We start from the raw sequence: 22,888 nt of genomic DNA on the forward strand, positions 1-22,888 counted from the left end.
CGGCGGACCGAAGTCCGCCGCCCAAATAACGTCTTTCAGAAGCTAACGCTTAGAACGACTTGGTCAGGTTCACAAAGGCTGTGCGGCCCAAGTAATCATAACCCGAATACAGCGGTGCATTGCCGACCCGGTTGTAGACGCCAGACGAGATAACCGGCGGGTCTTCGTTGAACAGATTGCGCACGCCGACGGTCGCGGTCCAGCCGTTGGCCGAATATTGAACCGAGGCGTTGTGCAGCCAGTAGTCGCCGACCTCGAGATCGTAATCCGACGTAACCGGATCTTCCTCGTAATAGGCGTAGCTGTCCGTACCTTGGATCCATTCGACTCCGTAACGCACGCGCCACTTGTCCCACGCGTAGGATACATCGGCCGTTCCGGTGAATTCCGGATTGTTGATCATGCCGGTGAAGTCTTCCAGCGGATCGTCGGCGAACAGTTTACTGGAGATTTCCGTGTACTGGGTGACGGCCAGATTGAACAAAGCCGTGCCAGGACCGACATCCTTGCGATAGCGCAGAGTGTAATCCAAGCCCTTCACATTGTCCGTGGCCAGGTTGATGTAGCTGTCCTGGACCGTCAGGCTGTTGTCGACGGTGCTGCGCGTGACGAGACGGCAGAAGCCGTTGTTGGCGGCGAAGTCAGCAGGGTTGGAGTCGTAGCAGCGGGTAAGGATTTCACCCGCACCCGTGCGAGACACGCCGTTCTCGACCTCGATTTCGTAGTAATCAACAGCGAAGGAGAGATCACCCCAGTTGGACGGCAGCGGCGGCTGAAGGACCAAACCAACCGTCATGTTGGTCGAGGTTTCGGCCGATAGACCGGCGTCTGCGCCACCCGAGGTGACGACACGAACGCTCGTGACCGACTGGAAGTCGCCCGGCAGGCCTTCGGCGGTGCAGTTGGCGACCCGGTTCGGGTTTACGTTTGGCGCACCGTAGTTGTTGCAGCGGTCCAGAGTATTGGACTGGAAGCCGGTCGTGGCGCCAACGAACTGCTCGAACAGCGCAGGTGCACGATACGATGTGCCGTAAGTGCCGCGAACCGTGACCCAGTCGATCGGACGATAGACTAGACCGATCTTGTAAGTAGTGTCGTCGCCGTAGGAGTCATAGTCAGTGTAGCGGAACGAACCGTTCAGCGTCAGTTCCTTGGCAAACGGCATGTCCGCCAGGATCGGCGCTTCGATTTCGCCGAACACTTCCTTCACCGAGTCCGAGCCGCGCGTGATGGCCGAGGTCGAGAAGTTGTAGGTGTTGCCCAGTTGGCTGTCGAGACCAGGCGTGTCGTCGATTTCCGACTCACGCCATTCAGCACCAAAGAAGCCCATAACTTGGCCGGCAGGAAGGCTAAAGAGCGGACCGTCGATGCCGAAGCTGACGACCTTTTCGGTAAACTCGGTGGTGCCGGTCACCGGACGGAAGACATAGTTGACCCAGTTTTGCGGCAGAACGCCACCAATGGTTTGGGTGTTCAGAACAGGGGCAGCGATACAGCCAGGATTGGCTCCCAGTTGAGCACACTGGAACTGGCCCGGCGCGGTCTGCACGACATCAAGCGTCTCAATCAGGCGGTCCGTAAGGAACTGCTCGCTGGTATAGGTCGATTTGGAGCGCGAGTAGCTGACGGACGCGTCGTAGCGCCATTCGGGGATGAAGAAGTTGCCCTTTATGCCCGCCACGTAGCGGCCAAAATCGACCTCTTGTTCGGAGTAGTCGTTGCCGAACCCGATGAAGGCGCGAACGCCGACATTCTGGCCTTTGTTCAAACCCTGGTCGGCGAAGGCGACACTGCCTCGAAGATTGGCAGGGATCAGCGGGCTGCCAACAGCATAGTCCAAGGCCAGCTGACGATAACCGGTCTGCGACGACTTCCGGCGGTTGAACAGAGCTTCACCATAGACCTCGGCATCGCCAAGCGCTTGAAGCTGGTAGCCCGCTTCGCCGTAGAGTGTCGTAATCTCGACTGGCGAAATCAAAGACTCGTTCAGCATGCGATCCTCGAACGTGTCACGCACATTGACGTCGTTCAGGCCGCCGCCGACGCCCTCGAAGCCGACCAGACCGGTGGTGACGGCTGAGTTCGGGCGCCAACGGTTGAAGGTCGTGCCGACAGCTCCGGCCGCGGCCACGCCTGCAGTTGTACCGGTGCCGATCGTGTTGATCGTCACGCCGTTCGAGCCGGTCGTGGTGATCGGATAGCATTTCGACAGGCCGGTCAGGGGATCGATGAAGTCCTGGCCATTGCGGAACCCGTCAGTCTGGCAACGCGTGAACTCACGGTCCCGCAAGGTCAGTTCGTCACGCTCGTAACGCTCGATTGAGCCCGCTGCGCGCCAGCGATCGCCGCTGGTTCCGGCCGTCAGCGATAGGCGAGTCGAACCGCCAGCGCCATTTGCCTCTAGCGCCTCGTTGCGCTGGGCTTCGATCGTCACGCCCTGAATGTTCTTGCGAGTCTGGATGTTGACCACGCCAGCGACGGCGTCAGAGCCGTAAACCGACGAGGCGCCATCGCGTAAGATTTCGACGCGGTCGATCATTGCGGTGGGCAGGACGTTCAGGTCAGCCGCGCCGACCGATCCGCGCGAGCCGGCCGGCGAAACGCGGCGACCGTTGAGGAGAACGAGGGTTCGGCTGGGCGACATACCGCGCAGACCAATGGTGTTGGCGCCAGGGCCACCGTCGGTGACGTAGCCGCCATAGGAGTTATTGATCTGCGACGTGCCGCCAGTGACGGCTGTGCTTTGCAGCGCCTCAGTGGTCGAAGCGAAGCCCTGCAGCGTTGCCTCTTCACGTGTCACGACCTGCGTTGGTGAGGGCGCATTAAAATTATCGCGGCGAATGCGTGAACCGATGACAACGATCTCGTCAACATTCGCAGCTTCACCGTTCTGAGTAATCGCAGCATCTTGAGCCACAGCCATAGACGGAGCAAACATCGCAAGCGATGCTGTAACAATGCCGCCGACAACAGTCGATGCAAGTAAGTGGTTCTTACGGTTTCGCATACGTCTTATCACAACCCCAATTGGCACGATATTAATCGCCTATCTGCATAACGCAGATATATATCATCGATATACATAATGTATCGATTGTGTGACAGCCGTAGTCGCAACGAAGGCTGTCCACAACTGAAAAAGTCACACAATCGTTCAGAAGGCGGTGAAATTGGGCGTAGAACGTCGCAGTTCAGCCTGAAATTACGAAAAAGATTCTTACATTACGTTGGTTTTTAGATCGATTTGTTCCATGTTGCGCGATATGGCCGCTCAAGGCCTCCGTGCTATGGCAAGACTTGTGGGCGGCGCCTAAGTTCTGTTCATGAACCGTTCTTCGACGCCGAAGCCCGCCGCCGCCAAGCCGGCCAAGCCCGTTCACGTCCCAAATCCAGGAGTGCAGGAGGCGTCGGCCGCCTTTATCCGCGATACGGGCAAGATGCCGATGTTCGCCCCGGTCGCCGGGCCGCGCCTGACGCCGGAGGAGCCGGTCGCCGCGCCCGCCGACTGGGTGCCGCACCGCCCCTCGCACGAAGGCAAGAAGAAGGGCGGCCGCTTCCGGCTGGAAACCAAATACACGCCCGCCGGCGACCAGCCCGCCGCCATCGCCGAACTGGTGGCCCAGGCCCAGGCCGGCGACCGCGATCAGGTGCTGCTGGGCGTCACCGGCTCGGGCAAGACCTTCACCATGGCCAAGGTGATCGAGGAAACCCAGCGCCCTGCCCTGATCCTGGCGCCGAACAAGACGCTGGCGGCCCAGCTCTATTCCGAGTTCAAGTCGTTTTTCCCCGACAACGCGGTAGAATACTTTGTAAGCTACTACGACTACTATCAGCCGGAAGCTTATGTTCCACGTACGGACACGTACATTGAGAAGGACTCAAGCATCAATGAACAAATCGACCGCATGCGGCACTCTGCGACGCGGTCTATACTAGAACGAGAAGACGTCATTGTTGTGGCGTCGGTGTCCTGCATCTACGGGATCGGGTCGGTTGAGACCTATACGGCGATGACGTTCACGCTGAAGGTGGGGGACCAGATCGACGAGGCGAAGCTGCGGGCGGATCTGATCGCGCTGCAGTACAAGCGCAACGACCTGAACTTCGACCGGGGCATGTTCAGGAAGCGGGGCGATGTGATCGAAATCTTCCCGGTCCACCTGGAGGATCGGGCCTGGCGGATCAGCCTGTTCGGGGACGAGTTGGAGGCGATCCAGGAGTTCGATCCGCTGACGGGCAAGAAGACGGCCGATCTGAACGAGATCACCGTCTATGCGGCCAGCCACTATGTGACCCCGCGCCCGACGCTGAACCAGGCCGCCGCCGGCATCAAGGCGGAGCTGAAGGAGACGCTGGACTGGATGGTCGAGAACGGCAAGCTGCTGGAGGCCCAGCGGCTGGAGCAACGCACCCGGTTCGACCTGGAGATGATGGAGGCCACCGGCAGCTGCGCCGGCATCGAGAACTACAGCCGCTGGCTGACCGGCCGCGCGCCGGGCGAGCCGCCGCCGACCTTCTTCGAATACATCCCCGACAACGCCCTGCTGTTCGTGGACGAAAGCCACGTCACCATCGGCCAGATCAACGGCATGTTCCGGGGCGACTACCGCCGCAAGTCGACGCTGGCGGAATACGGCTTCCGCCTGCCCTCCTGCATCGACAACCGCCCGCTGAAGTTCGAGGAATGGGAGGCCATGCGCCCCCAGACGGTGCACGTCAGCGCCACCCCCGGCCCGTGGGAGATGGAACAGGCGGGCGGCGTCTTCGTCGAGCAGGTGATCCGCCCCACCGGCCTGATCGACCCGCCGGTCGAGATCCGCCCCGTCTCGGGCAAGACCCGCAACCAGGTCGACGACGTCATCGACGAGGTCAAGGCGACGACGGCCAAGGGCTATCGCAGCCTGGTCACCACCCTGACCAAGAAGATGGCCGAGGACCTGACCGAATATATGCATGAGCAGGGCATCCGCGTCCGCTACATGCACTCCGACGTCGACACGCTGGAGCGGATCGAGATCCTGCGCGACCTGCGGCTGGGAACGTTCGACTGTTTGATCGGCATCAACCTGCTGCGCGAGGGTCTGGACATCCCCGAGTGCGGCCTGGTCGCCATCCTGGATGCGGACAAGGAGGGCTTCCTGCGCTCGGAAACCTCATTGATCCAGACCATCGGCCGCGCCGCGCGCAATGTGGACGGCCGCGTCATCCTGTACGCCGACCGCATGACCGGCAGTATGGAGCGCGCCATCGCCGAGACCGACCGCCGTCGTGAACGCCAGGTCGCCTACAACACCGAACACGGCATCACGCCCGAAACGGTCAAGCGCGACATCAAGGAGATCATGGACAGCCCCTATGAGTCACGCGAGATGGACCGCCTGACCAAACCGGGCGTGGCCGAAGCCTCCAAACCCTTCGTCGGCTCCAACTTCCAGGCCGCCCTGCGCGACCTGGAAGGCCGCATGCGCGAGGCCGCCTCCAACCTGGAGTTCGAGGAAGCCGGCCGCCTGCGCGACGAGATCAAGCGCATGAAGCTGATGGACCTGGAGTTCGCCAACGAAGCCCTGACCGGCGCGGGGGAAGCGGTGGACAAGTCGGCGCCGAAGCGGTGGCGGGCCGAGGCAGCGGCGGAAAAGGCGGCGGCGTTCAGAAAGGGGCGGTAGCTCAAAGGAACTCGCTTTTTACCGGCAGCCTTAAGCGTCGAATCCTCCGCCGCAATACCAATCGGACGCAACGAGGGCAGCATACATCGCGATCTGCCAACTGTTACGCCGCTCCTCCTTATGGCCTTCTAGGTCTTCGCTGAGGTGGTTTCTGACGGCTTGAGCGCCACCCGCGGCTAAAAGTCTGCGCAACCTGGTTCGCATAGACGGAAGTTGATCACTGGATAGCGCGGCGAACAAAAACCCGTGCGCTAGATTTTCAAAGTGCGCGATAACTCGCTCACGTTTTGGCGCAGGCCAAGCGGCGGGAGGATCGGCGCGGTAGTTCAACGACGGTGGAGATGCTTCGACGACTGTGGCGAAAAGCCACTCGCCGTCATCGACATCGTCAAAATAGGGGTGCAGGTGCTGATCCGAATCCGCGGCCGCCTGGCTGTCGCCCTTGGCCTTGTTGCAGTCGGAGCAACTGGGAACGAGATTGATTGGAGTGATAGTGAGTGCTGGATGTTTGGTTTTCGCCAAGTAGTGGTCCAGCGTCTTTATTTGCTGACTGCCGCACAAAGGGCATATGCCGTTCGGAGCGCCTTGTTTGATCTTGTCGTAGAGGTCGCGTGATTGCGTCCCTTTGCGACTAAAAGTGCCTGTGTATAAGCCTTCCATTTCGCCGGCGGATACCAGCCCTGGACCCACGTCACCTGCTTCTACAATCTCATAAAGCGTCTTCAACGGCCCGCGCTGGAGATATTCGATTTCTGCGGCAACTAGGTTGCCGCGCGCCCGTTCCAAGCGATCGCGGAGGTCAGCCCGTTTATGTAGCAAACAAGCATCAAGCGCGTCTCCTACGCCTATGTTAGGTGGTTGTATTTGCCTCATACCGAGCCGCCGAAATCACGTTCGGAAACCAGCGCGCGAGCAAGCGCCCTTCCTTCAGCGCCGAGCTGACCCTCGAACAAAGCAACTATATCTTCGTAGCTATTTAGCGGGTCGCGAGCCGCCTCAGCAATGAGCTGATGAAATCCAGACTTGGTGATCTCTAAATTGAAAACTTCACGCGTTAAATCACTGACGTTTTCTGCGAAAGTTTCACCTTCGGGACGATCAACGCGCGTCTGACGGCCGTCACGGCGAATTTTCCAGACACAGGATTTTGGAACTTCTTGAAGGACTACCGGCGAGTGCGTCGCGATCAGGGCGACGCCATTTCGGCTGATCAACAGGTCCGAGAGGCTTCGAACAAAGGCTGCCAGAAGTGGAGGATGAAGATGAGCCTCAGGCTCGTCGAGCAGCACAAGTGTTCGTTCGTCCACGTGTTCAACAAGCTTGGTGATAGTCAGCAGGATTATCTTGTGTCCAGAACTCAAGAGTCTGAATAATCTGGCCGCTTCGGCCCGCCATTCGTCGTCGGGTATCTCGAGGAGAGAAGCGACATTCGACTCTGCGAAGAGGTCATCCTGCCCAAGAGTATCCACAGCCTTGCGCCACCGCTCGGCACGGAGCCCGACTCTACATTTTTCGAGACTGGTGACAAAATCTTCGGCCAGCTGAATAGGGGATTTGGTTGCCGGCACTTTTCCGGTGATCGTATCAATGCTGGTTCGCAGGCCGACCTGAACCGCTTTGATTGGTTCATCTTGTCTGAGTTGTAGGTCAAAGTCGTCAAATGCACTGAACGACACTAGGACTAGACTTGCAAATCCTTGAGGCCCAAAGAAATCGGCTTCAATTGCAATCGTCCCCACAGAGTTGTCATCGTTCGGGTGTTTCAGAAGCGAACGCGCCAAGCCTTGCATTAGCCTCGTCTTACCAACACCGTTTCGGCCAATAAGTACGTGGACGTTCGTGGGCGGGTCGACGTCTGGCCGGACATCAAACGTCAACACTGGTGGGACAACGTCGCCGTATTGAGGTAGCGTATAACTGAAATGAAATTCTGTAAGATTGGCGTCGCCTTTCGTCAGGCGATGGTATCGCCCTCTCACCGAGGAGGCGTTGATGCCTCGGAGAAGTGACTGAGAGACGACATCTTCATCTTCGACCAAGTCGAACAACGACTGGTCCAGCGCTAGATCGCGGAGGCCCTCAAGAACTCGATACTTCAGAGCCTCGGGTAACCGGTTCAATGTCTCGTAGTAGGTTTCATCTTGCCCCAGCGAGAAAAATCCGTCCGGTAGGGCATCAAAGGTTTGGGGAAGGTTAGGCGAACGCTGGCCAGAAACGCCGTTTTCGACATGCTGACTGCCCCGCATTCCGCGTTCACCAATCTTCACACTTCCGGGTTGGTGGTGCTCGCCGTCGCGGTCAACGACTATTAAGGTGAACATGGTGCGATAAGAAAACCAGTCATCCCAGTTATCGATGATAAGAAAAGCCGATTCTGGCGGGGCGTTTTGTGGCGCTCTGGCGTCCATGACGGTAAAAAACATAGCTTCACCTTGGGGAGTTTGATCACTCAACGTCAAGATAGGGCCTTGCTGGTTTCCGCGCCTAAGTTCCAGATTTGCTGCGGCTGACTTCTGGCTGCTGGCCGTGATGAAGACGGTCGAAGCCATAGGGAAGCCGGAGTTCACCTTGGACGATGTCTATGCTCGCGAGGCGCCCTTGGCTGCGCTGTATCCAGCCAATTACAACGTCCGCGCGAAGATCAGACAGCAGCTTCAGGTGCTACGTGATCAGGGTTGGTGGGCTTTCGATGGGCGCGGCACCTATCGGCGAGTCTGAATAAGGCCCTCAGGCCTCTCAGGCTCACAGGGATCTGATGTCACAACTCATCCAGCGTCTTGTCCCACTCCTCCATCGTGATGGTCCCGCGCGGCTCGCCGACGTAGAGGTCGAGGCCCTGGGAGATGCGGCGGTCCTGTTCGCGTTCGATGACGGGGTCGAGGCCGGCGGCGCGGAGCTGGTCCTCGAGCGCGGCGATGCGGCGGTCCAGCTGGACGCGGCGGGCCAGTTGGGCGTGGCCCCATTCGGTGTTGGCGCGCTCCAGTTTCTGCTTCGCCTGCCAGTATTGGCCGCGCAGTTCCCAGTCGCTCTTGTCGCTGGTGTTCATGGCGAAGCGGCGCTCGGCCTCCGCCTCATTGGTCAGGATGTCGAAGACCAGTTGCAGGGGCGCGTTCTTCACCGTCAGGCGGGCGGCGCGGCCGGGGCCGTCGCGGTCGGCCAGTTTGCGATAGGTCTCGGCCAAGGCCGCCAGGGCGCGGGCCTGGGCGAAATCCTGGGCGTGCAGGGCGCGGCCCGAGGCCTGGGCGGCGGCGCGCGCCTGGGCGGCCGGGTCATTGGGGTCGTCCGGCGACAGGTCGGCCGCGTCCTGCGGCGACAGGGGCTGGGGCGCAGGACGCGGCCTCGCTGCGCGGATGGCGGGACCAGCCCTCCTTCGTCGCGCGGGCGCGGATGGAGGCCTCGGTCACGTCGTGGCGGGCGGCGACGGTCTTGGCGTCGAGGCCGGACAGATAGTCCTTTCGGACCTGGGTCCAGACCTCGGGCGGTTTGATCTTGTAGCGGCGTTTTTCCATGCGGGCATTATGGAGCGGTCTCTACCCCAGGCCGGAAGAAGGCCGATTTTCGAGGCTAGAGACCTGATTTTCCACATCGCGACATGTCAGGGGTCACGCGCCAGCTGTGCATGAGCCGCAGGTGCGACCGATGATGACGCAGGGGCGTGCGACACCCCTGTCCCATGAGCCAGGGCATACATCGCAAGATCCGGCCGGATGCCGTCTGGGCCGAGGTTCGTAAGGCGTGGGAGGACGGCGAGACTGCGCGGTCGGTCGCCGCGCGCTATGACGTCGGGGTGCACGCCCTGTGGAAGCGGCGCGAGGCGGAAGGCTGGAAACGGCCCGAGCCGACGCTGGCGCCGATCGAGCCGGCCGAGGGCTGGGACCGGCATATCCAGGCGCGGCGCGACGCCTTCAACGCCCAGCTGGAGGACGCGCGGGCGCTGGCGGAATGTCTGGCGGCGGCGATGACGGACGAGCGGCTGAGCCGGGCGCCGCACTGGCATATTCCGTGGCTGTACCACTGGCGCGCGACGCATCTGGGGCCCGAGGCGACGGCGCGGGACCGGGCGCGGGCGATCGAGACGGACCAGCCGTGGGCGGAGCGGTTCTGGGACGCGGACGGGGCGCTGAAGCCGCTGGCGTGGCTGGATCTGGAGATGGCGCGGCTGCATCCCGAGGACTGGCGCGCGGCCATCGGCCTGCCCGACGGCCTGCCGGAGGCGGCGACGCGATACGCGCCCTGAGGGGCGCCGCAGTTGACTTATCGGCGATAAGCGCCCATTTGCGCGGCGTCGCACACTCGCGATCTCCGGCGTCTCCAGCGCGTGTGGGTCCCACTCGGACCTGTCTGTAGAAGCCGCCGGCCCCTCATATCCATTCGCTGCCCGGACACGCGGGGCGGCGCCCGATCCACCCCGCAGGCCCCCTCCCCGAGGCCCCGTCGGGACTGGCGGTGCGCGGCCCGACGGCGTCATGCCATGGCTGATCGCGCCCTGCCGCTACGCGAAAGATAGACTGCTGTGAGCACCACATTCGAATCCATGGGCTTGAACAAGGCCCTGCTGCAGGCCCTGGCCTCGACCGGCTACACCAAGCCGACCCCGATCCAGGAAAAGGCCATCCCCGACGTCATGGCCGGCAAGGACCTGCTGGGCATCGCCCAGACCGGCACCGGCAAGACCGCCGCCTTCGCCCTGCCGATCCTGCATCGCCTGGCCGAAAACCGCATTCCGCCCCGGCCCCGCACGACGCGCGTGCTGGTCCTGAGCCCCACGCGTGAACTGGCCACCCAGATCGGCGACAGCTTCAAGGCTTACGGCGCGCACCTGGGCTTCCGGGTCGCGGTGATCTTCGGCGGCGTGAAATACGGCGCCCAGGAGCGGGCCCTGCAGCAGGGTCTGGACATCCTGATCGCCGCGCCCGGCCGCCTGCTGGACCACATCCAGCAGAAGAACCTGGACCTGTCCTCGACCGAAATCTTCGTGCTGGACGAGGCCGACCAGATGCTGGACCTGGGCTTCATCAAGCCGATCCGCCAGATCGTCTCGAAGATCCCGGCCAAGCGCCAGAACCTTTTCTTCTCGGCGACCATGCCGTCCGAGATCGGCAAGCTGGCGGGCGAACTGCTGAAGGATCCGGTCAAGGTCCAGGTCACGCCGCAGTCGACCACGGTGCAGCGCATCAGCCAGTCGGTCGTCTATATCGAACAGGGCCGCAAACGCGCCCTGCTGACCGAGATGTTCTCGGATCCCGAATACACGCGCTGCCTGGTCTTCACCAAGACCAAGCACGGCGCCGATAAGGTCGCAGCCTATCTGGAAGCCGGCGGCGTCGAGGCCGGGGCCATCCACGGCAACAAGAGCCAGCCCCAGCGTGAGCGCACCCTGGAAGCCTTCAAGAAGGGCAAGCTGCGCGTCCTGGTCGCCACCGACATCGCCGCGCGCGGCATCGACGTGGACGGCGTCTCGCACGTCGTGAACTTCGAACTGCCGCACGTGCCGGAAAGCTACGTCCACCGCATCGGCCGCACCGCGCGGGCGGGCAAGGACGGCACCGCCGTCAGCTTCGTCGCCGGCGACGAGATGAAGCTGCTGCGCGACATCGAAAAGGTCACGCGCCAGAAGATCCCGGCCATCGACCGCCGCAACGACAAGGCCCTGGGCCAGCTGGACGCCACCATCATGGCCACCGGCGTCGGCAAGAAGGCGACCCTGCCCGAGCGCGAAGGCGGTGAGCGCAACGAAGGCGGCCATGGTCAGGGACGCGGCGGTCGCGGCCGCCGCAATCCCCACCGCGACGGCGTGCGTCCGGAAGGCGGCGGCCAGCCGCACCGCCAGCGTCGCAACCGCCCAGGCGAAACCCCGGCGGCCCCGCGTCCCGAGCGCGCCTACAACCCCCTGGCCGGCGAGCGCGTGCCGTCGATCAATGACAACGCCAAGCCGGCGGAAGGTCAGATGAAGCGCCGCCCGCGTCGCCGCCCGTCGAACGGCGGCAAGGGCTACGGCGGCGCCGCCAAGAGCTGATCTGGGTCCTCCCCCGTGCAGCGCAGCGAAACGGGGGAGGGGGACCGCGAAGCGGTGGAGGGGGCGACCGTCGAACGGCGCGACACGTCAAACGTCGCGCCTGTTTCCGCCCCCTCCACCCCGCTTCGCGCGGTCCCCCTCCCCCGCTTTGCGGGGGAGGAATAAAAACGGCGGCTCCTGCGAAGGAGCCGCCGTTCTCATGTCAGCCGGGGGTGGGTGGACCTCAGAAGTTCCAGGTCGCGCCCAGCGAGAAGCCGACGCCCGAGCCTTGCGCTTCGCCGCGCAGGTTCGAGACGACAAGGCCGTTGCCATAGACGTCGCGCGTGTCGTTGATCGTCGCGGTGTCGATGTCGATGTAGGTCACGGCGCCGTCAAAGGTCATCGAACCGATCGTCTTGGACAGACCGGCGGCGTAGAGCCAGCGGTCGCCGTCCGGGATGCGGGCGGTGCGGTGATCGTCGGGCGTCGGGGTCGGGTCGTAGCCCAGACCGGCGCGGAAGGTCATCGACGGATCGATCTTGTAGTCGAAGCCGATCGCGCCAGTCGTGACGTCGTCATAATCCTGAACGATGGTCGAGCCGCCGCCGGTGTAGGCGACGCGGATGGCGTCGAACTCGCTCCAGCCGATCTGGTTGACCTGTGCGTTCAGGGTCAGGCGATCGTTGACGGCGTAGCGGGCCGAGACGGTGGCGTACCAAGGCGTGGTGAAGGAGGCGCCGCCATCGGTCGAGACGTTGGCCCCGGCCAGGACGCCGGTCAGGCCCGAGATGTTTACCGAACCTTCCAGCTCGTGTTCGATCTTGGAGCGGTAAGACAGACCCAGGTCCAGCTTGCCGAAGTGCATCTGGGCGCCGGCGTTCCATCCGTAATCCCAGCCGTCGCCTTCCAGTTGGTTGCGGCCATCGGTCGACGGCGAGACGACATAGGCGGGCGACAGGACGGCCGGGATCGGCGCGTTCGGCAGGGCCGACGACAGGGTCGCCTTGGCGTATTGGGCGTCGAAACCGGCGCCAATGTCCAGCCAGTCGGTGACCGTCATGGCGGCGACCAGGCTGACGTTGGCCGAGCGCAGTTCCGACGTCAGAGCGTCGTAACGCGCGAAGTCGGTCGGCTCATATTTGGTGGTGAAGTTGTAGGGCGCCTGGACGGCCAGGCCGACGTTGAAGCGGTCGCCGATCGGCATGGAGACGGCGAAGTTCGGCACGATGCCGCTTTCGACCACGTCATGGACGTGCGGGTCGCCGTTGACCGGATAGGTACGGCTGACCACGCCCACGCCGGCGACGGGGACGTTGTAGGTCAGGGTCGAGCCGCGATTGTCGACGTCGGAGTCCAGGATCAGGCCGTGGGCGCCGAGGTAGACTTCGCGCTGGGTTCCGGCGATGGCGGCGGGGTTCCACCACAGCGACTGGACGCCCTTGTCGGCGCCGACGCCGGCGTTGGCGCGACCCTGGCCGCGGGTCGATTGTTCCTGGACATAGAAGGAGCCGGCCATGGCCGGGGCGGCGACGCCGGCCAGCAGGGCGGTCGTCAGGGCGATCCCGCCCACGCGGGCGAAGTTCCTGGAGGTCATTTCATACACCTAAGTAAGCGCCGGCCGCATTACGCGCGGTCGATCAGGGGAGGAGCCCTCTCAGCGTTCGCGGCGCGAAAGCGTTGCGGGCAAGGCCCCCATCGGACCGGAAACAGGCGAAACCGTGGCGCCCGAGCCGCACACGATCACGGCTTTGCGAGGTTACGCAGCGGCAACGTCGATGCCCAGATTACGCAGTTCTGCGATCAAATCATGCGCCGCCGCATGGATCTGATCGGCGTTGCGGCCACGAATAACCAGATGGATTCCCATCTCGCCGACGCTGCCATGGCCGAAGGGGTAGCTGCCGAAGGACAGGTCGCGGCGCTGGTTGGCTGCTGCGCGTAACACATCCGCCACAGCCCCCTCGCCCACGCCTCTGACCTTCAAGGTCTGGGCATGAACGATGGCGCCGGTGCGCAGGCGCGGGGCCACATCCTCCAGCATCGCCTCCATGATCTTGGGCACGCCGGCCATGACGAAGACATTGCCAATCTGGAAGCCGGGCGCATCGGTGACCGGATTGGCGATCAGAACGCCGCCTTCCGGGATGCGCGCCATGCGACGGCGCGCGGCGTTGAAGTCGTCGCCATAGCGGCGCGACAGGATCGCCAGCGCGTCGGGATGTTCAGGCAGGGCCACGCCGAAGGCGGCCGCCACGGCGTCGGCGGTGATGTCGTCATGGGTCGGACCGATGCCGCCGGTGGTGAAGACATAGTCCCAGCGTGAGCGGAGGGCGTCCAACGCCTCGACGATCCGGCCGTGATCGTCGCTGACGACCCGCGCCTCCATCAGGTCGATCCCCAACGCCGCCAGAAAGCGGGCGATGGTGTTGGTGTTGGTGTCCTGGGTCCGGCCCGACAGGATTTCGTCGCCGATGACCAGGACGGCGGCGGTCGGGCCAGAGCGGTCGGTGTCAGCGTCGGTCATGCGGGAATCCGGGGGCAGGCTTGAGGTTTCATGCTATAACGCCCATCTGCGGCGAACGGATTGCGCCGTATCCCGCCTTTTGCAGACCGATCGCCCCATGTACGAAACGCCCGAACTCGAAACCGACGTCCTGGTCCGCTCCAGCGCCATCCGCATCCATGAGGCGGAAGACTTCGAGGGCATGCGCAAGGCCGGCCGTCTGGTCGCCGAGGCGCTGGACATGATCGCGGCGCATGTGAAGCCGGGCGTCCTGACCAGCACGATCGACGATCTGGTGCGCGAGTTCACCCTGGACAACGGCGGCCTGCCCGCCTGCCTGGGCTACAAGGGCTACGAGAAGACCGTCTGCACCTCGATCAACCACGTCGTTTGCCACGGCATTCCCGGCGACCGGGTGCTAAAGGACGGCGACATCGTCAACATCGACCACACCGTGATCGTGGACGGCTGGCACGGCGATTCCAGCCGCATGTATGCGGTGGGCGAGATCAATGCGCGGGCCAAGAAGCTGATTGACGTGACCTATCAGTCGCTGGATCTGGGCCTGGAGCAGGTCAAGCCGGGCAACACGTTCGGCGACATCGGCTATGCGATCCAGAAGTTCGTCGAGGCCCAGCGGATGAGCGTGGTGCGCGACTTCTGCGGCCACGGCATCGGCCGAGTCTTCCACGACAGCCCCAACGTCCTGCACTACGGCCGTCGCGGCGAGGGCGCGGTGCTGAAACCCGGCATGTTCTTCACCGTCGAGCCGATGGTGAACCTGGGCAAGCCGCACGTGAAGGTGTTGTCCGACGGGTGGACCGCCGTGACGCGCGACAAGTCCCTGTCGGCCCAGTGCGAGCACACCATCGGGGTGACGGAAGACGGACTGGAAATCTTCACGGCGTCGCCGGCGGGGCTGTTCCGACCGAACTGACGGCGAGCTTCTTCTTTCGTCATCCTCCGGCAACCCCCGCGAAAGCGGAAGGAGACCGGGGGACCCAGCGGCGCGCGTGAGCGCGAACCTGCCGCGACCCCGGTCTTTCGACGTCTTGCGAACTGATGGATCGCCTTCGGCGCCGCTGGGTCCCCCGGTCTGCGCCGCAAGCGGCTTGCCGGAGGATGACGAAAGAAAAGTGTAGTCGCACACGCTGCACTTGCGCCCATCGCCGGATCGACCGATCCTGCCAAGGTTGCGCATCTGCGAGCCCGACGGCGTATGACCGACGAAACTCTCATCAAGCCCAAACCCCGCCACAGCGGTCATCGCGACCGGCTGCGTGAGCGGGCGGCGAAGGGGGGCCTGGGCGCCCTGCCCGACTATGAGTTGCTGGAACTGCTGCTGTTTCGCAGCGTGCCCTATAAGGACACCAAGCCGCTGGCCAAGGATTTGCTGGCACGGTTCGGAGGGCTGGAGGGGATCGGGGCGGCCAGCCATGAGGCGATCGAGGATCAGGTGGCGCGGTCGATGGGATACGCCGTCGGCAAGGCGACGCGAGCGGTGGCGCTGGACCTTCAGCTGATCTTCGACGTGACGCGGCGGATCGCGAAGGAGCCGACGGCGAAGCGGCCGGTGATCTCGTCGTGGACGGCGCTGCTGGCCTATGTCCGCGTCGCCTTGCAGCACGAGCCTCGCGAGCAGTTCCGGGTGTTGTATCTGGACAAGAAGAACCAGCTGATCCTGGACGAGGTGCAGAACCGCGGCACGGTCGATCATGCGCCGGTCTATCCGCGCGAGGTCGTGCGGCGCGCGCTGGAGCTGTCGGCCAGCGCCCTGATCCTGGTACACAACCATCCGTCGGGCGATCCCACCCCCAGCCGCCCCGACATCGAGATCACGAAACAGGTTGTGCAGGCCGGCCGCGCCCTTAACGTCGAGGTTCACGACCATCTGATCGTCGGCCGCGACGGGGTGGCCAGCTTCAAGCAACTGGGCCTGATGTGACCGACAGGATTCTGACGTCCGAGCGACTGGTGATGAGCCCCGTCTTGACCGACGATTTCGACGATCTGCTGACCCTTTGGGCCGATGAGGATTTCACGCGCCACATCATGGGCCGGGCGCTGGGGCGCGAGGAGGTCTGGTTCCGGCTGCTGCGCGATCTCGGCCATTGGGCGGCGATGGGCCATGGCAACTGGACGATCCGGCTGCGGGACGGCGGCACCTATCTGGGCAGCGTCGGGGTGTTCGACTATCGCCGCGAGATGGAGCCGCCATTCGATGCGCCGGAGCTGGGCTGGGGCTTGGCGCCGAGGTTTCAGGGGCGGGGCTATGCGGCCGAGGCCCTGACGGCGGCCCTGGCCTGGACCGACCGGAGGCTGGAGGGGCGAACCGTCTGCATGATCTCGCCCGAGAACCTGGCCTCGCTGAAGCTGGCGGCGCGGGTGGGTTATCGCCCCTATGCGACGACGACTTACAAAGACCAGCCGGTCCAATTGTTCGAACGACCCCGCCGCGCGCCGTAGGTCGGCATTAAGGATTATCGGGCAAACTGGCATCCAACGAAGTGTGAGTGCCCGCCATGCCCATGTCCGTGGAAACGCTGCGCCAGCATCTGGTGGAAGCCTTCGCCGACGCCGAGATCGAGATCGAGGATCTGGCGGGCGACGGCGACCACTATCGCGCGCGGATCGTGTCGAGCGCCTTCGCTGGCCTGCCGCGCGTGCGTCAGCACCAGATGGTCTATGCCGCGCTAAAGGGTCAGATGGGCGGCGAACTGCACGCCCTGGCGCTGGAGACCTCTGCACCGGCCAAGGAGGGCTGAGGGCCATGCGCTATCGCCCCTTCGGCGTCTCCGGCTCCGCCATCTCCAACCTGACGCTGAGTTTCGGCGCCGACGTGCTGAAGCGCGGGCGCGAGGCCGGGCTGGACCTGCTGTATTCGGCGCTGGAAGCGGGGGTGAACAGCTATCGGCTGGAGACCGCCGACCCGGTGGCGGCCGAGGTGCTGGGCGAGGCCCTGTCGCATGTGGATCGCAAGCTGGTCTACGTCAGCCTGACCCTGGGCGCCGGCGACGGCCGCGACCAGCAGCGCGACTTCTCGGCCCAGGGGATGACGGCGGCCATCGACCGGGTGCTGCACTTCTCGGGCCTGGGCTGGATCGACGTGGCGGTGCTGCACGAGCCAGGCGAGACCGAACTGGCGCAGTCGTCGCTCAGCGCGCTGAAGGCCATGCGCGCCACGGGGCGGATCAAGCTGCTGGGCATCGCCGGCGGCGGCGACGTGATGGACGCCTATGTGTCGACGGGGGCGTTCGACGCCCTGCTGACGCCGTTCGACATCAACGCCGACTGGAAGATCCGAAACCGCATCCGCTCGGCGCGCGAGCAGGACATGGCGGTCTTCGCCTATGATTTCTACGCCGACCGGCGCGCGCGGGCGCCCGATGCGCCGATCTTCAAAAAGGGGCTGTTCGGCTTCGGCAAGGACAAGCGTCCCGTCGATACGCCCAAGAAGGACGCCTTCGGCTTCCTGTATCGCACCCAGAACTGGACGGCCGAGGCGATCTGCCTGTCCTACGTGCTGACCGATCCGTCGGTGTCCAGCGTGATCGTCACTCCGACCGACACCGATCGGCTGGCGACACTGGCCGCCGCGCCCGAGCGGGACATGCCGCCGGGCCTGGCCGCGCAGATCGAGATGGCGCGCGTCGTGGCCAATCAGGCGGCCTGACCGGCCCCAGCGGTTGTGCAGAACGTCGCGGACGCCTTGACCGCGCCCGTTCGGCTCCCTAGCTGACGGGCTTCACGAAAGGCCCGTATCCGTGACCGACACCGCCCAAGCCGCCGATCCCGTCCACGCCTTCATCGGCGAAACCGTCGCCCAGAACGACGTGGTTCTGTTCATGAAGGGCACGCCGGACCAGCCGCGCTGCGGCTTCTCGTCCCTGGCGGTGCAGATCCTGGATCATGTCGGCGCCGGCTTCGTGGGTGTGGACGTGCTGCAGGACGAAGCCCTGCGCGAAGGCATCAAGAGCTTCACCGACTGGCCCACTATTCCTCAGCTCTATGTGAAGGGCGAGTTCGTGGGCGGATCGGACATTATCCGCGAAATGTTCCAGGCCGGCGAACTTCAGGCCCTGATGGTCGAGAAGGGCGTGCCGCTCGGCGAGGCCTGATGGCCAGGAAGACCCTCACGCCGCGCGAGGACCGCGAGGTCTTCGTCGTGCCCTTGGACGTGCGACCCGAGCACATCGACGCCAACGGCCACGTCAACAACGTCGTCTATGTCGGCTGGCTGCAGGATGCGGGCACGGCCCACTGGAACGCGCGCTTCGACGAAGCGACGCGGGCGAAATGGTCGTGGGTCGCGACCCGGCATGAGATCGACTATCTGCGCGGCATCGAGCCGGGCGCAGAGGGCGTGGTCGCCCGCACCTGGGTCGGCGATCCGCAGGGACCGCGCTTCACCCGCTATGTCCGCATCGAGGACGCCCAAGGCCGCGTCTGCGCCCAGGGCGTCACCGAATGGGTGTTGGTGGACGCTGCGACCCTGAGACCGCAGCGCATTCCGCCAGACATGCTGGTCGTGTTCGAGACGCCTACTTCAGCGCATTGAGGATGCGGGCCGGCGTGCCGGGCTCCAAGCCCAGGTCGGCATAGGTCCAGCGCAGCTCGACGCCATCCGGGACCAGGGCCTTGCACAGGTCCTGTTTGGTGCGGCGAAGCGTGATCTCGGCCGGCGAGCCGTCCGACACCGACACTTCGAAATCCGACGCCTGAGTGCAGCCGTTGGAATCGACGCGCGCGACCAGGGCGCCGTCGGCGAACCGGGCTTCGCGGATGGCCTCGGCCGGCGGGGCGTCGTCGCGGCGCAGGTTCACCGAGACGTTTTCGCCCGCATCGCTGTCATAGATGACGCAGGCCGACAGCAGCGGCGCGACCAGGGCCGCGATCGCCAGACCCTTGATCATCTGGCCCTTGATCATCGGACCCTTGACCAGGCTGCGCATCACTGACCCGAGGCCGGCGCGGTGATGACGCGCGTGGTCGGCTTTTCGGTCGAGACGATGATGCAGCCCGATAGCAGCGGGGCGGCGATGGCGATGGCGAGAGCGAGACGAAGCATTGGTGTGTTCCCCAGTTGAAGCTTGACCCTTTTGTGCCGCGTGGGCCGGGCGTGCACACGTGAATAATCGGAAAGCTGGGTGAACAATCGGAAAGGATCGGGGTTGAACGTGACCGCAACCGCCATAGCTACAGTCCCCCCCTCTCCTGCCCCACGGATCGCCTATCATGAGCCAGCTGTTCTCGCCCCGCGCCGTCGGCCCCCTGACACTGAAGAACCGGGTCGCAATCGCGCCGATGTGCCAGTATTCGGCCATCGACGGCGTGCCCCAGCCCTGGCACGTGCAGCATCTGGGACGACTGGCGATCTCCGGCGCGGGACTGGTCATTGTCGAGGCCACGGGAGTCGAGGCGGCGGGACGGATCACGCCGGACGACACCGGCCTGTGGAACGACGCGCAGGAAGAGGCCTTCGCCCGGATCATCCGCGACATCCGCACCTATAGCGACACCCCGATCGGCATCCAACTGGCCCACGCCGGACGCAAGGCCTCGACCAGCGCGCCGTGGAAGGGCGGCGGCGCCCTGAAGGCTGAAGACGGCGCGTGGGAAACCTTCAGCGCCTCGGCCGAACCGTTCAAGGATGACTGGCACACGCCGACCGCCATGACCCCGGCCGACATGGATCGCGTCGTCGCCGCCTTCGAGGACGCGGCGCAGCGGGCGGACCGCGCCGGATTCGATCTGGTCGAACTGCACGCCGCCCACGGCTATCTGCTGACCCAGTTCCTGTCGCCCCTGTCTAACAACCGCACCGACAATTTCGGCGGATCGTACGAGAACCGGGCGCGCTTCCCGCTGCGGGTCGCCCAGGCCCTGCGCGACGCCTGGCCCCGGTCCAAGGCGCTTGGCGTACGCTTCAACGGCTCGGACTGGGTCGAGGGCGGCATCGCCCTGGACGAGGTGACGGCCCTTGGTCAGGCGCTGCACGACATGGGCTACGACTATCTGCACCTGACGTCGGGCGGGAACGTCGCGCAGGCGAAAATTCCGGGCGGTGAGCCGGGCTATCAGTTGCGGTTCGCCCAGGCCATGAAGGCGGCGACGCCGCAGGCCAATGTGATGGCCGTCGGCATGATCTTCGATCCGCAGCAGGCCGAGGACATCATAGCGTCCGGTCAGGCCGACTTCATCGCAATCGCGCGTGCGGCGCTGGACGATCCGCACTGGGCGCACCATGCGGCCGTCGCCCTGGGTGAGGATGAAGGCCTGCCGCCGCAATACGAGCGGGCCGGAAAGGCGCATTGGCCGGGGTACGGCAAGGCCGGCGCTTAAGGCCTGATCAGGCGGCCTTTTCCATCGACCGATCGACGGCCCACAGAACGCGTGCGGCGGCTTGGATCTCGGCATCGGCCGTCTTTTGCGGGCGGCCGAGCAGATAGCCCTGGACCTCGTCACAGCCCTGGTCACGCAGGAAGGCCAACTGCTCCAGCGTCTCGACGCCCTCGGCCAGGACGGGGATGTGCAGGCTCTCGCCCAGGGCCAGGACGGCGCGAATGATGGCGGCCGATTGAGGTCCGCCGTCCAGTTCGGACATGAAGGAGCGATCCAGCTTGATCTTGTCGAACGGGAAGGCGCGCAGGGTCGACAGCGACGAATAGCCGGTGCCGAAGTCGTCCATGGCGATGGAGACGCCCAGCAGCTTCAGCTGACGCAAGACGTGGGTCGTGCGTTCCATGTCGGTGATCATAGCTGTCTCGGTGATCTCCAGCTCCAGCCGCGACGGCGACAGGCCGCTCTCCACCAAGACCTGATGCACCAGGCGCGGCAGGTCGACGTGGCCCAGCTGGACCGGCGACAGGTTTACGGCGATCTTGTGCGGTTCGGTCCAGCTGGCGGCCTCGGCGCAGGCGGTGCGCAGCACCCATTCGCCGATCGGCAGGATCAGACCATTCTCTTCGGCCAGAGGAATGAAGTCGGCCGGCGAGATGAAGGTCCCGTCTGGCTGAATCCAGCGCAGCAGCACCTCATAGCCCGTGATGTCGCCGGTATCGACGGCGGCCTGCAGCTGCCAGTTCAGGCTGAACTGGCCCTGATCCAGGGCCTCACGCATCTGTTGAGCCATGCGGCGGCGATTGCGCACCGCCTCGTCCATCTCCTCCTCGTAGAAGCAGACGTCGGTCCCCAGCGAGGCCTTGGCGCGGTACATCGCTAAGTCCGCGTCATTGATCAGGGCGGACGGGTCGTGGGCGTCGTCGGGCCAGATCGCGATGCCGGTGCTGAGGCCGCAGGCGACCTCGGCATGGTCCAGCACGACCGGGGCGGTGACGGCGTCGCGCAGACGCGCGACCAGATCCAGGGCGTCGTCCTTTTGCCGGATCGGCACGACGGCGACGAACTCGTCCCCGCCCAGGCGTGCGATGAACTCGTCGTGGCGCAGGCAGGCGCGCATCCGTTCGGCGATCTGGATCAGCAGCTGGTCGCCGGCGGCATGGCCGTGAACGTCGTTGACCTCCTTGAAGCGGTCCAGATCCATGGCCAAGAGGGCCACCTTGTTCGGAACGGTCAGGTCGGCGGTCTGGCGCGTCAGCCATTCCAGGAAGGACGAGCGGTTGGGCAGGCCGGTCAGGCCGTCGTTGCGCGCCAGATGGGCGATGCGACGCTCCTGCGCCTGACGCATGCGCAGATCGCGCACGGCGTAGATCAGGATATGGTCGCGGCCGCAGTCGCGGCGCACGGCGATCTCGACGGGAATGTCCGCCCCGCCTTCGGCGATCAGTTTAGACTGGCTCAGGCCGTTGACCGCCAGATCGGCGACGCCGGCGATCCAGCGCGACAGCGGTTCGCCGATCAGGGCGTGGTGGGGGACGCCCGCCAAATCCGCGAAGGCGGCGTTGGCGGCCAGGATGACGCCGTCCTGTTCGACCACCATGCCATCGACGCTGCCCTCGATCAGGTGATCCAGGCGCGCCTTGGCCTGAAGCCGGGACTGGACGTCCAGGGCGTGGCTGGCGACGCCGGTGCCCAGCATCATCAATCCGACGGCGGAGACGGCGAAGGCCAGGACCAGATTGGTCGATCCGACAGCGCCCATATCGACCAGCGCGCCGACCGGCACGATCGTCATGGCGGCCATGCCGGTGAAGTGCAGGGCCACGATGCCCAGGACCATCAGCACGACCGGGACGACCTTGCCGGACTGCCGGGCGCGATTGAACGCCAGGGCGCCCAGGACGACCGCCCCCGCCACTGAAGCGGCGACATAGGGGGCCGACCAGTGGATGACGGCGTCGGTCGCAAAGGCCGCCATGCCGGTATAGTGCATGGCCACCACGGTCAGGCCGAAGAGCACGCCGCCGATCTCGGCCGAGGCGGGCATCCGGCGCGAGGCCACCCATAGCGCCAGCGCGCTGCCGGCGATGGCGACGCCCAGGGACAGGCCGGTCAGCACGGGGCCATAGGTGATGGTAACGCCGGGCTCATAGGCGATCATCGCCACGAAATGGGTGCACCAGATCGTCGCCCCCGTCGCCACCGCGCCCATGAAGGCCCAGGCCAGACGCGTGCCCTTTTCGGCGGCGCGCAGGCGGCGATACAGGCGGAAGGTGATGATCGAACCGATCAGGCACAGGCCGGCGGCCAACGCGACGAGCCAGAGATTATGGTCGTCGGTCAGGCAGGTGAAGAAGCGCATGAAGCTACAGACCTTGGGGGGACGGT

General features: G+C 64.5%; 21 protein-coding genes. 12 read left to right on the top strand and 9 right to left on the bottom strand.

The annotated features are described in order from the left end of the window. Positions 1 to 49 precede the first annotated feature (49 nt). Positions 50 to 3,007, bottom strand: coding sequence for a TonB-dependent receptor domain-containing protein (locus tag ABIC32_RS02400; protein WP_199060422.1), 2,958 nt, complete (start codon positions 3,005 to 3,007; stop codon positions 50 to 52). A gap of 316 nt (positions 3,008 to 3,323) precedes the next feature. On the opposite strand from ABIC32_RS02400, the gene uvrB reads away from it, so the two are divergent. After that, positions 3,324 to 5,663, top strand: coding sequence for an excinuclease ABC subunit UvrB (gene uvrB / locus ABIC32_RS02405; RefSeq protein ID WP_354072077.1), 2,340 nt, complete (start codon positions 3,324 to 3,326; stop codon positions 5,661 to 5,663). A gap of 30 nt (positions 5,664 to 5,693) precedes the next feature. On the opposite strand, the gene ABIC32_RS02410 is transcribed toward uvrB, so the two are convergent. Both ABIC32_RS02410 and ABIC32_RS02415 read right to left on the bottom strand, forming a co-directional pair. After that, on the bottom strand, positions 5,694 to 6,449 hold the full coding sequence (locus ABIC32_RS02410; protein ID WP_354072079.1) for an HNH endonuclease: 756 nt from the start codon (positions 6,447 to 6,449) through the stop codon (positions 5,694 to 5,696). Positions 6,450 to 6,532: 83 nt separating this feature from the next. Further along, positions 6,533 to 8,212, bottom strand: coding sequence for an ATP-dependent nuclease (locus ABIC32_RS02415; RefSeq protein ID WP_354072081.1), 1,680 nt, complete (start codon positions 8,210 to 8,212; stop codon positions 6,533 to 6,535). Here ABIC32_RS02415 and ABIC32_RS02420 point away from each other — a divergent pair. Continuing rightward, positions 8,193 to 8,381, top strand: coding sequence for a hypothetical protein (locus ABIC32_RS02420; protein WP_354072083.1), 189 nt, complete (start codon positions 8,193 to 8,195; stop codon positions 8,379 to 8,381). The two genes, ABIC32_RS02415 and ABIC32_RS02420, sit on opposite strands and share 20 nt — an antisense overlap. Positions 8,382 to 8,421: 40 nt before the next feature. Here ABIC32_RS02420 and ABIC32_RS02425 read toward each other — a convergent pair whose 3' ends face one another. Both ABIC32_RS02425 and ABIC32_RS02430 read right to left on the bottom strand, forming a co-directional pair. After that, on the bottom strand, positions 8,422 to 8,844 hold the full coding sequence (locus ABIC32_RS02425) for a hypothetical protein (protein WP_354072085.1): 423 nt from the start codon (positions 8,842 to 8,844) through the stop codon (positions 8,422 to 8,424). Positions 8,845 to 8,932: 88 nt separating this feature from the next. Next, a complete protein-coding gene (locus tag ABIC32_RS02430; protein WP_354072087.1) occupies positions 8,933 to 9,172 on the bottom strand; it encodes a hypothetical protein in 240 nt (79 codons plus the stop codon). 164 nt (positions 9,173 to 9,336) lie between these two features. On the opposite strand from ABIC32_RS02430, the gene ABIC32_RS02435 reads away from it, so the two are divergent. Both ABIC32_RS02435 and ABIC32_RS02440 read left to right on the top strand, forming a co-directional pair. Continuing rightward, positions 9,337 to 9,900: a hypothetical protein gene (locus ABIC32_RS02435; protein ID WP_354072089.1), complete on the top strand. Its 564-nt coding sequence runs from the start codon at positions 9,337 to 9,339 to the stop codon at positions 9,898 to 9,900. A gap of 297 nt (positions 9,901 to 10,197) precedes the next feature. Beyond that, positions 10,198 to 11,679, top strand: coding sequence for a DEAD/DEAH box helicase (locus ABIC32_RS02440; protein ID WP_354072934.1), 1,482 nt, complete (start codon positions 10,198 to 10,200; stop codon positions 11,677 to 11,679). Between the two features lie 223 nt (positions 11,680 to 11,902). Here ABIC32_RS02440 and ABIC32_RS02445 read toward each other — a convergent pair whose 3' ends face one another. Then, positions 11,903 to 13,252 carry an OmpP1/FadL family transporter gene (locus ABIC32_RS02445; protein ID WP_354072091.1) on the bottom strand — a complete coding sequence of 450 codons (1,350 nt, stop codon included), beginning with the start codon at positions 13,250 to 13,252 and terminating at the stop codon, positions 11,903 to 11,905. 162 nt (positions 13,253 to 13,414) lie between these two features. Next, the gene (locus ABIC32_RS02450; protein WP_354072093.1) at positions 13,415 to 14,182 is read right to left on the bottom strand and encodes a competence/damage-inducible protein A; all 768 of its coding nucleotides are present in this window, start codon (positions 14,180 to 14,182) and stop codon (positions 13,415 to 13,417) included. A 97-nt stretch (positions 14,183 to 14,279) separates the two neighbouring features. Here ABIC32_RS02450 and map point away from each other — a divergent pair, with 97 nt between their 5' ends. From map to ABIC32_RS02485, 7 genes are all read left to right on the top strand, one after another. Next, entirely contained in the window at positions 14,280 to 15,098 is an 819-nt protein-coding gene (gene map / locus ABIC32_RS02455) for a type I methionyl aminopeptidase (protein ID WP_017504701.1), read from the top strand. Between the two features lie 282 nt (positions 15,099 to 15,380). Continuing rightward, positions 15,381 to 16,106 carry a RadC family protein gene (gene radC, locus ABIC32_RS02460; protein ID WP_354072095.1) on the top strand — a complete coding sequence of 242 codons (726 nt, stop codon included), beginning with the start codon at positions 15,381 to 15,383 and terminating at the stop codon, positions 16,104 to 16,106. Then, positions 16,103 to 16,627 (top strand): GNAT family N-acetyltransferase, encoded by a 525-nt coding sequence (locus ABIC32_RS02465; RefSeq protein WP_354072097.1) that lies wholly within the window; start codon positions 16,103 to 16,105, stop codon positions 16,625 to 16,627. Before radC ends, ABIC32_RS02465 begins: the two co-directional genes overlap by 4 nt. 56 nt (positions 16,628 to 16,683) lie before the next feature. Further along, positions 16,684 to 16,926, top strand: a complete 243-nt coding sequence (locus tag ABIC32_RS02470; protein WP_055752906.1) for a BolA family protein — start codon at positions 16,684 to 16,686, stop codon at positions 16,924 to 16,926. A gap of 5 nt (positions 16,927 to 16,931) precedes the next feature. Further along, positions 16,932 to 17,834 (top strand): aldo-keto reductase family protein, encoded by a 903-nt coding sequence (locus ABIC32_RS02475; RefSeq protein WP_242077198.1) that lies wholly within the window; start codon positions 16,932 to 16,934, stop codon positions 17,832 to 17,834. A 91-nt stretch (positions 17,835 to 17,925) separates the two neighbouring features. Continuing rightward, positions 17,926 to 18,279, top strand: coding sequence for a Grx4 family monothiol glutaredoxin (gene grxD, locus ABIC32_RS02480; protein ID WP_017504696.1), 354 nt, complete (start codon positions 17,926 to 17,928; stop codon positions 18,277 to 18,279). After that, entirely contained in the window at positions 18,279 to 18,719 is a 441-nt protein-coding gene (locus ABIC32_RS02485) for an acyl-CoA thioesterase (RefSeq protein ID WP_017504695.1), read from the top strand. The genes grxD and ABIC32_RS02485 overlap by 1 nt, the downstream gene beginning before the upstream one ends. Here ABIC32_RS02485 and ABIC32_RS02490 read toward each other — a convergent pair. After that, on the bottom strand, positions 18,703 to 19,113 hold the full coding sequence (locus tag ABIC32_RS02490) for a hypothetical protein (RefSeq protein WP_354072101.1): 411 nt from the start codon (positions 19,111 to 19,113) through the stop codon (positions 18,703 to 18,705). The two genes, ABIC32_RS02485 and ABIC32_RS02490, sit on opposite strands and share 17 nt — an antisense overlap. Positions 19,114 to 19,396: 283 nt before the next feature. Here ABIC32_RS02490 and ABIC32_RS02495 point away from each other — a divergent pair, with 283 nt between their 5' ends. After that, positions 19,397 to 20,503, top strand: coding sequence for an NADH:flavin oxidoreductase/NADH oxidase (locus tag ABIC32_RS02495; protein WP_354072103.1), 1,107 nt, complete (start codon positions 19,397 to 19,399; stop codon positions 20,501 to 20,503). 7 nt (positions 20,504 to 20,510) lie between these two features. On the opposite strand, the gene ABIC32_RS02500 is transcribed toward ABIC32_RS02495, so the two are convergent. Beyond that, a complete protein-coding gene (locus tag ABIC32_RS02500) occupies positions 20,511 to 22,862 on the bottom strand; it encodes a bifunctional diguanylate cyclase/phosphodiesterase (RefSeq protein ID WP_354072105.1) in 2,352 nt (783 codons plus the stop codon). Positions 22,863 to 22,888: the final 26 nt, after the last annotated feature.

Source organism: Brevundimonas sp. 1080, from assembly GCF_040545985.1.
Lineage (GTDB): Bacteria > Pseudomonadota > Alphaproteobacteria > Caulobacterales > Caulobacteraceae > Brevundimonas.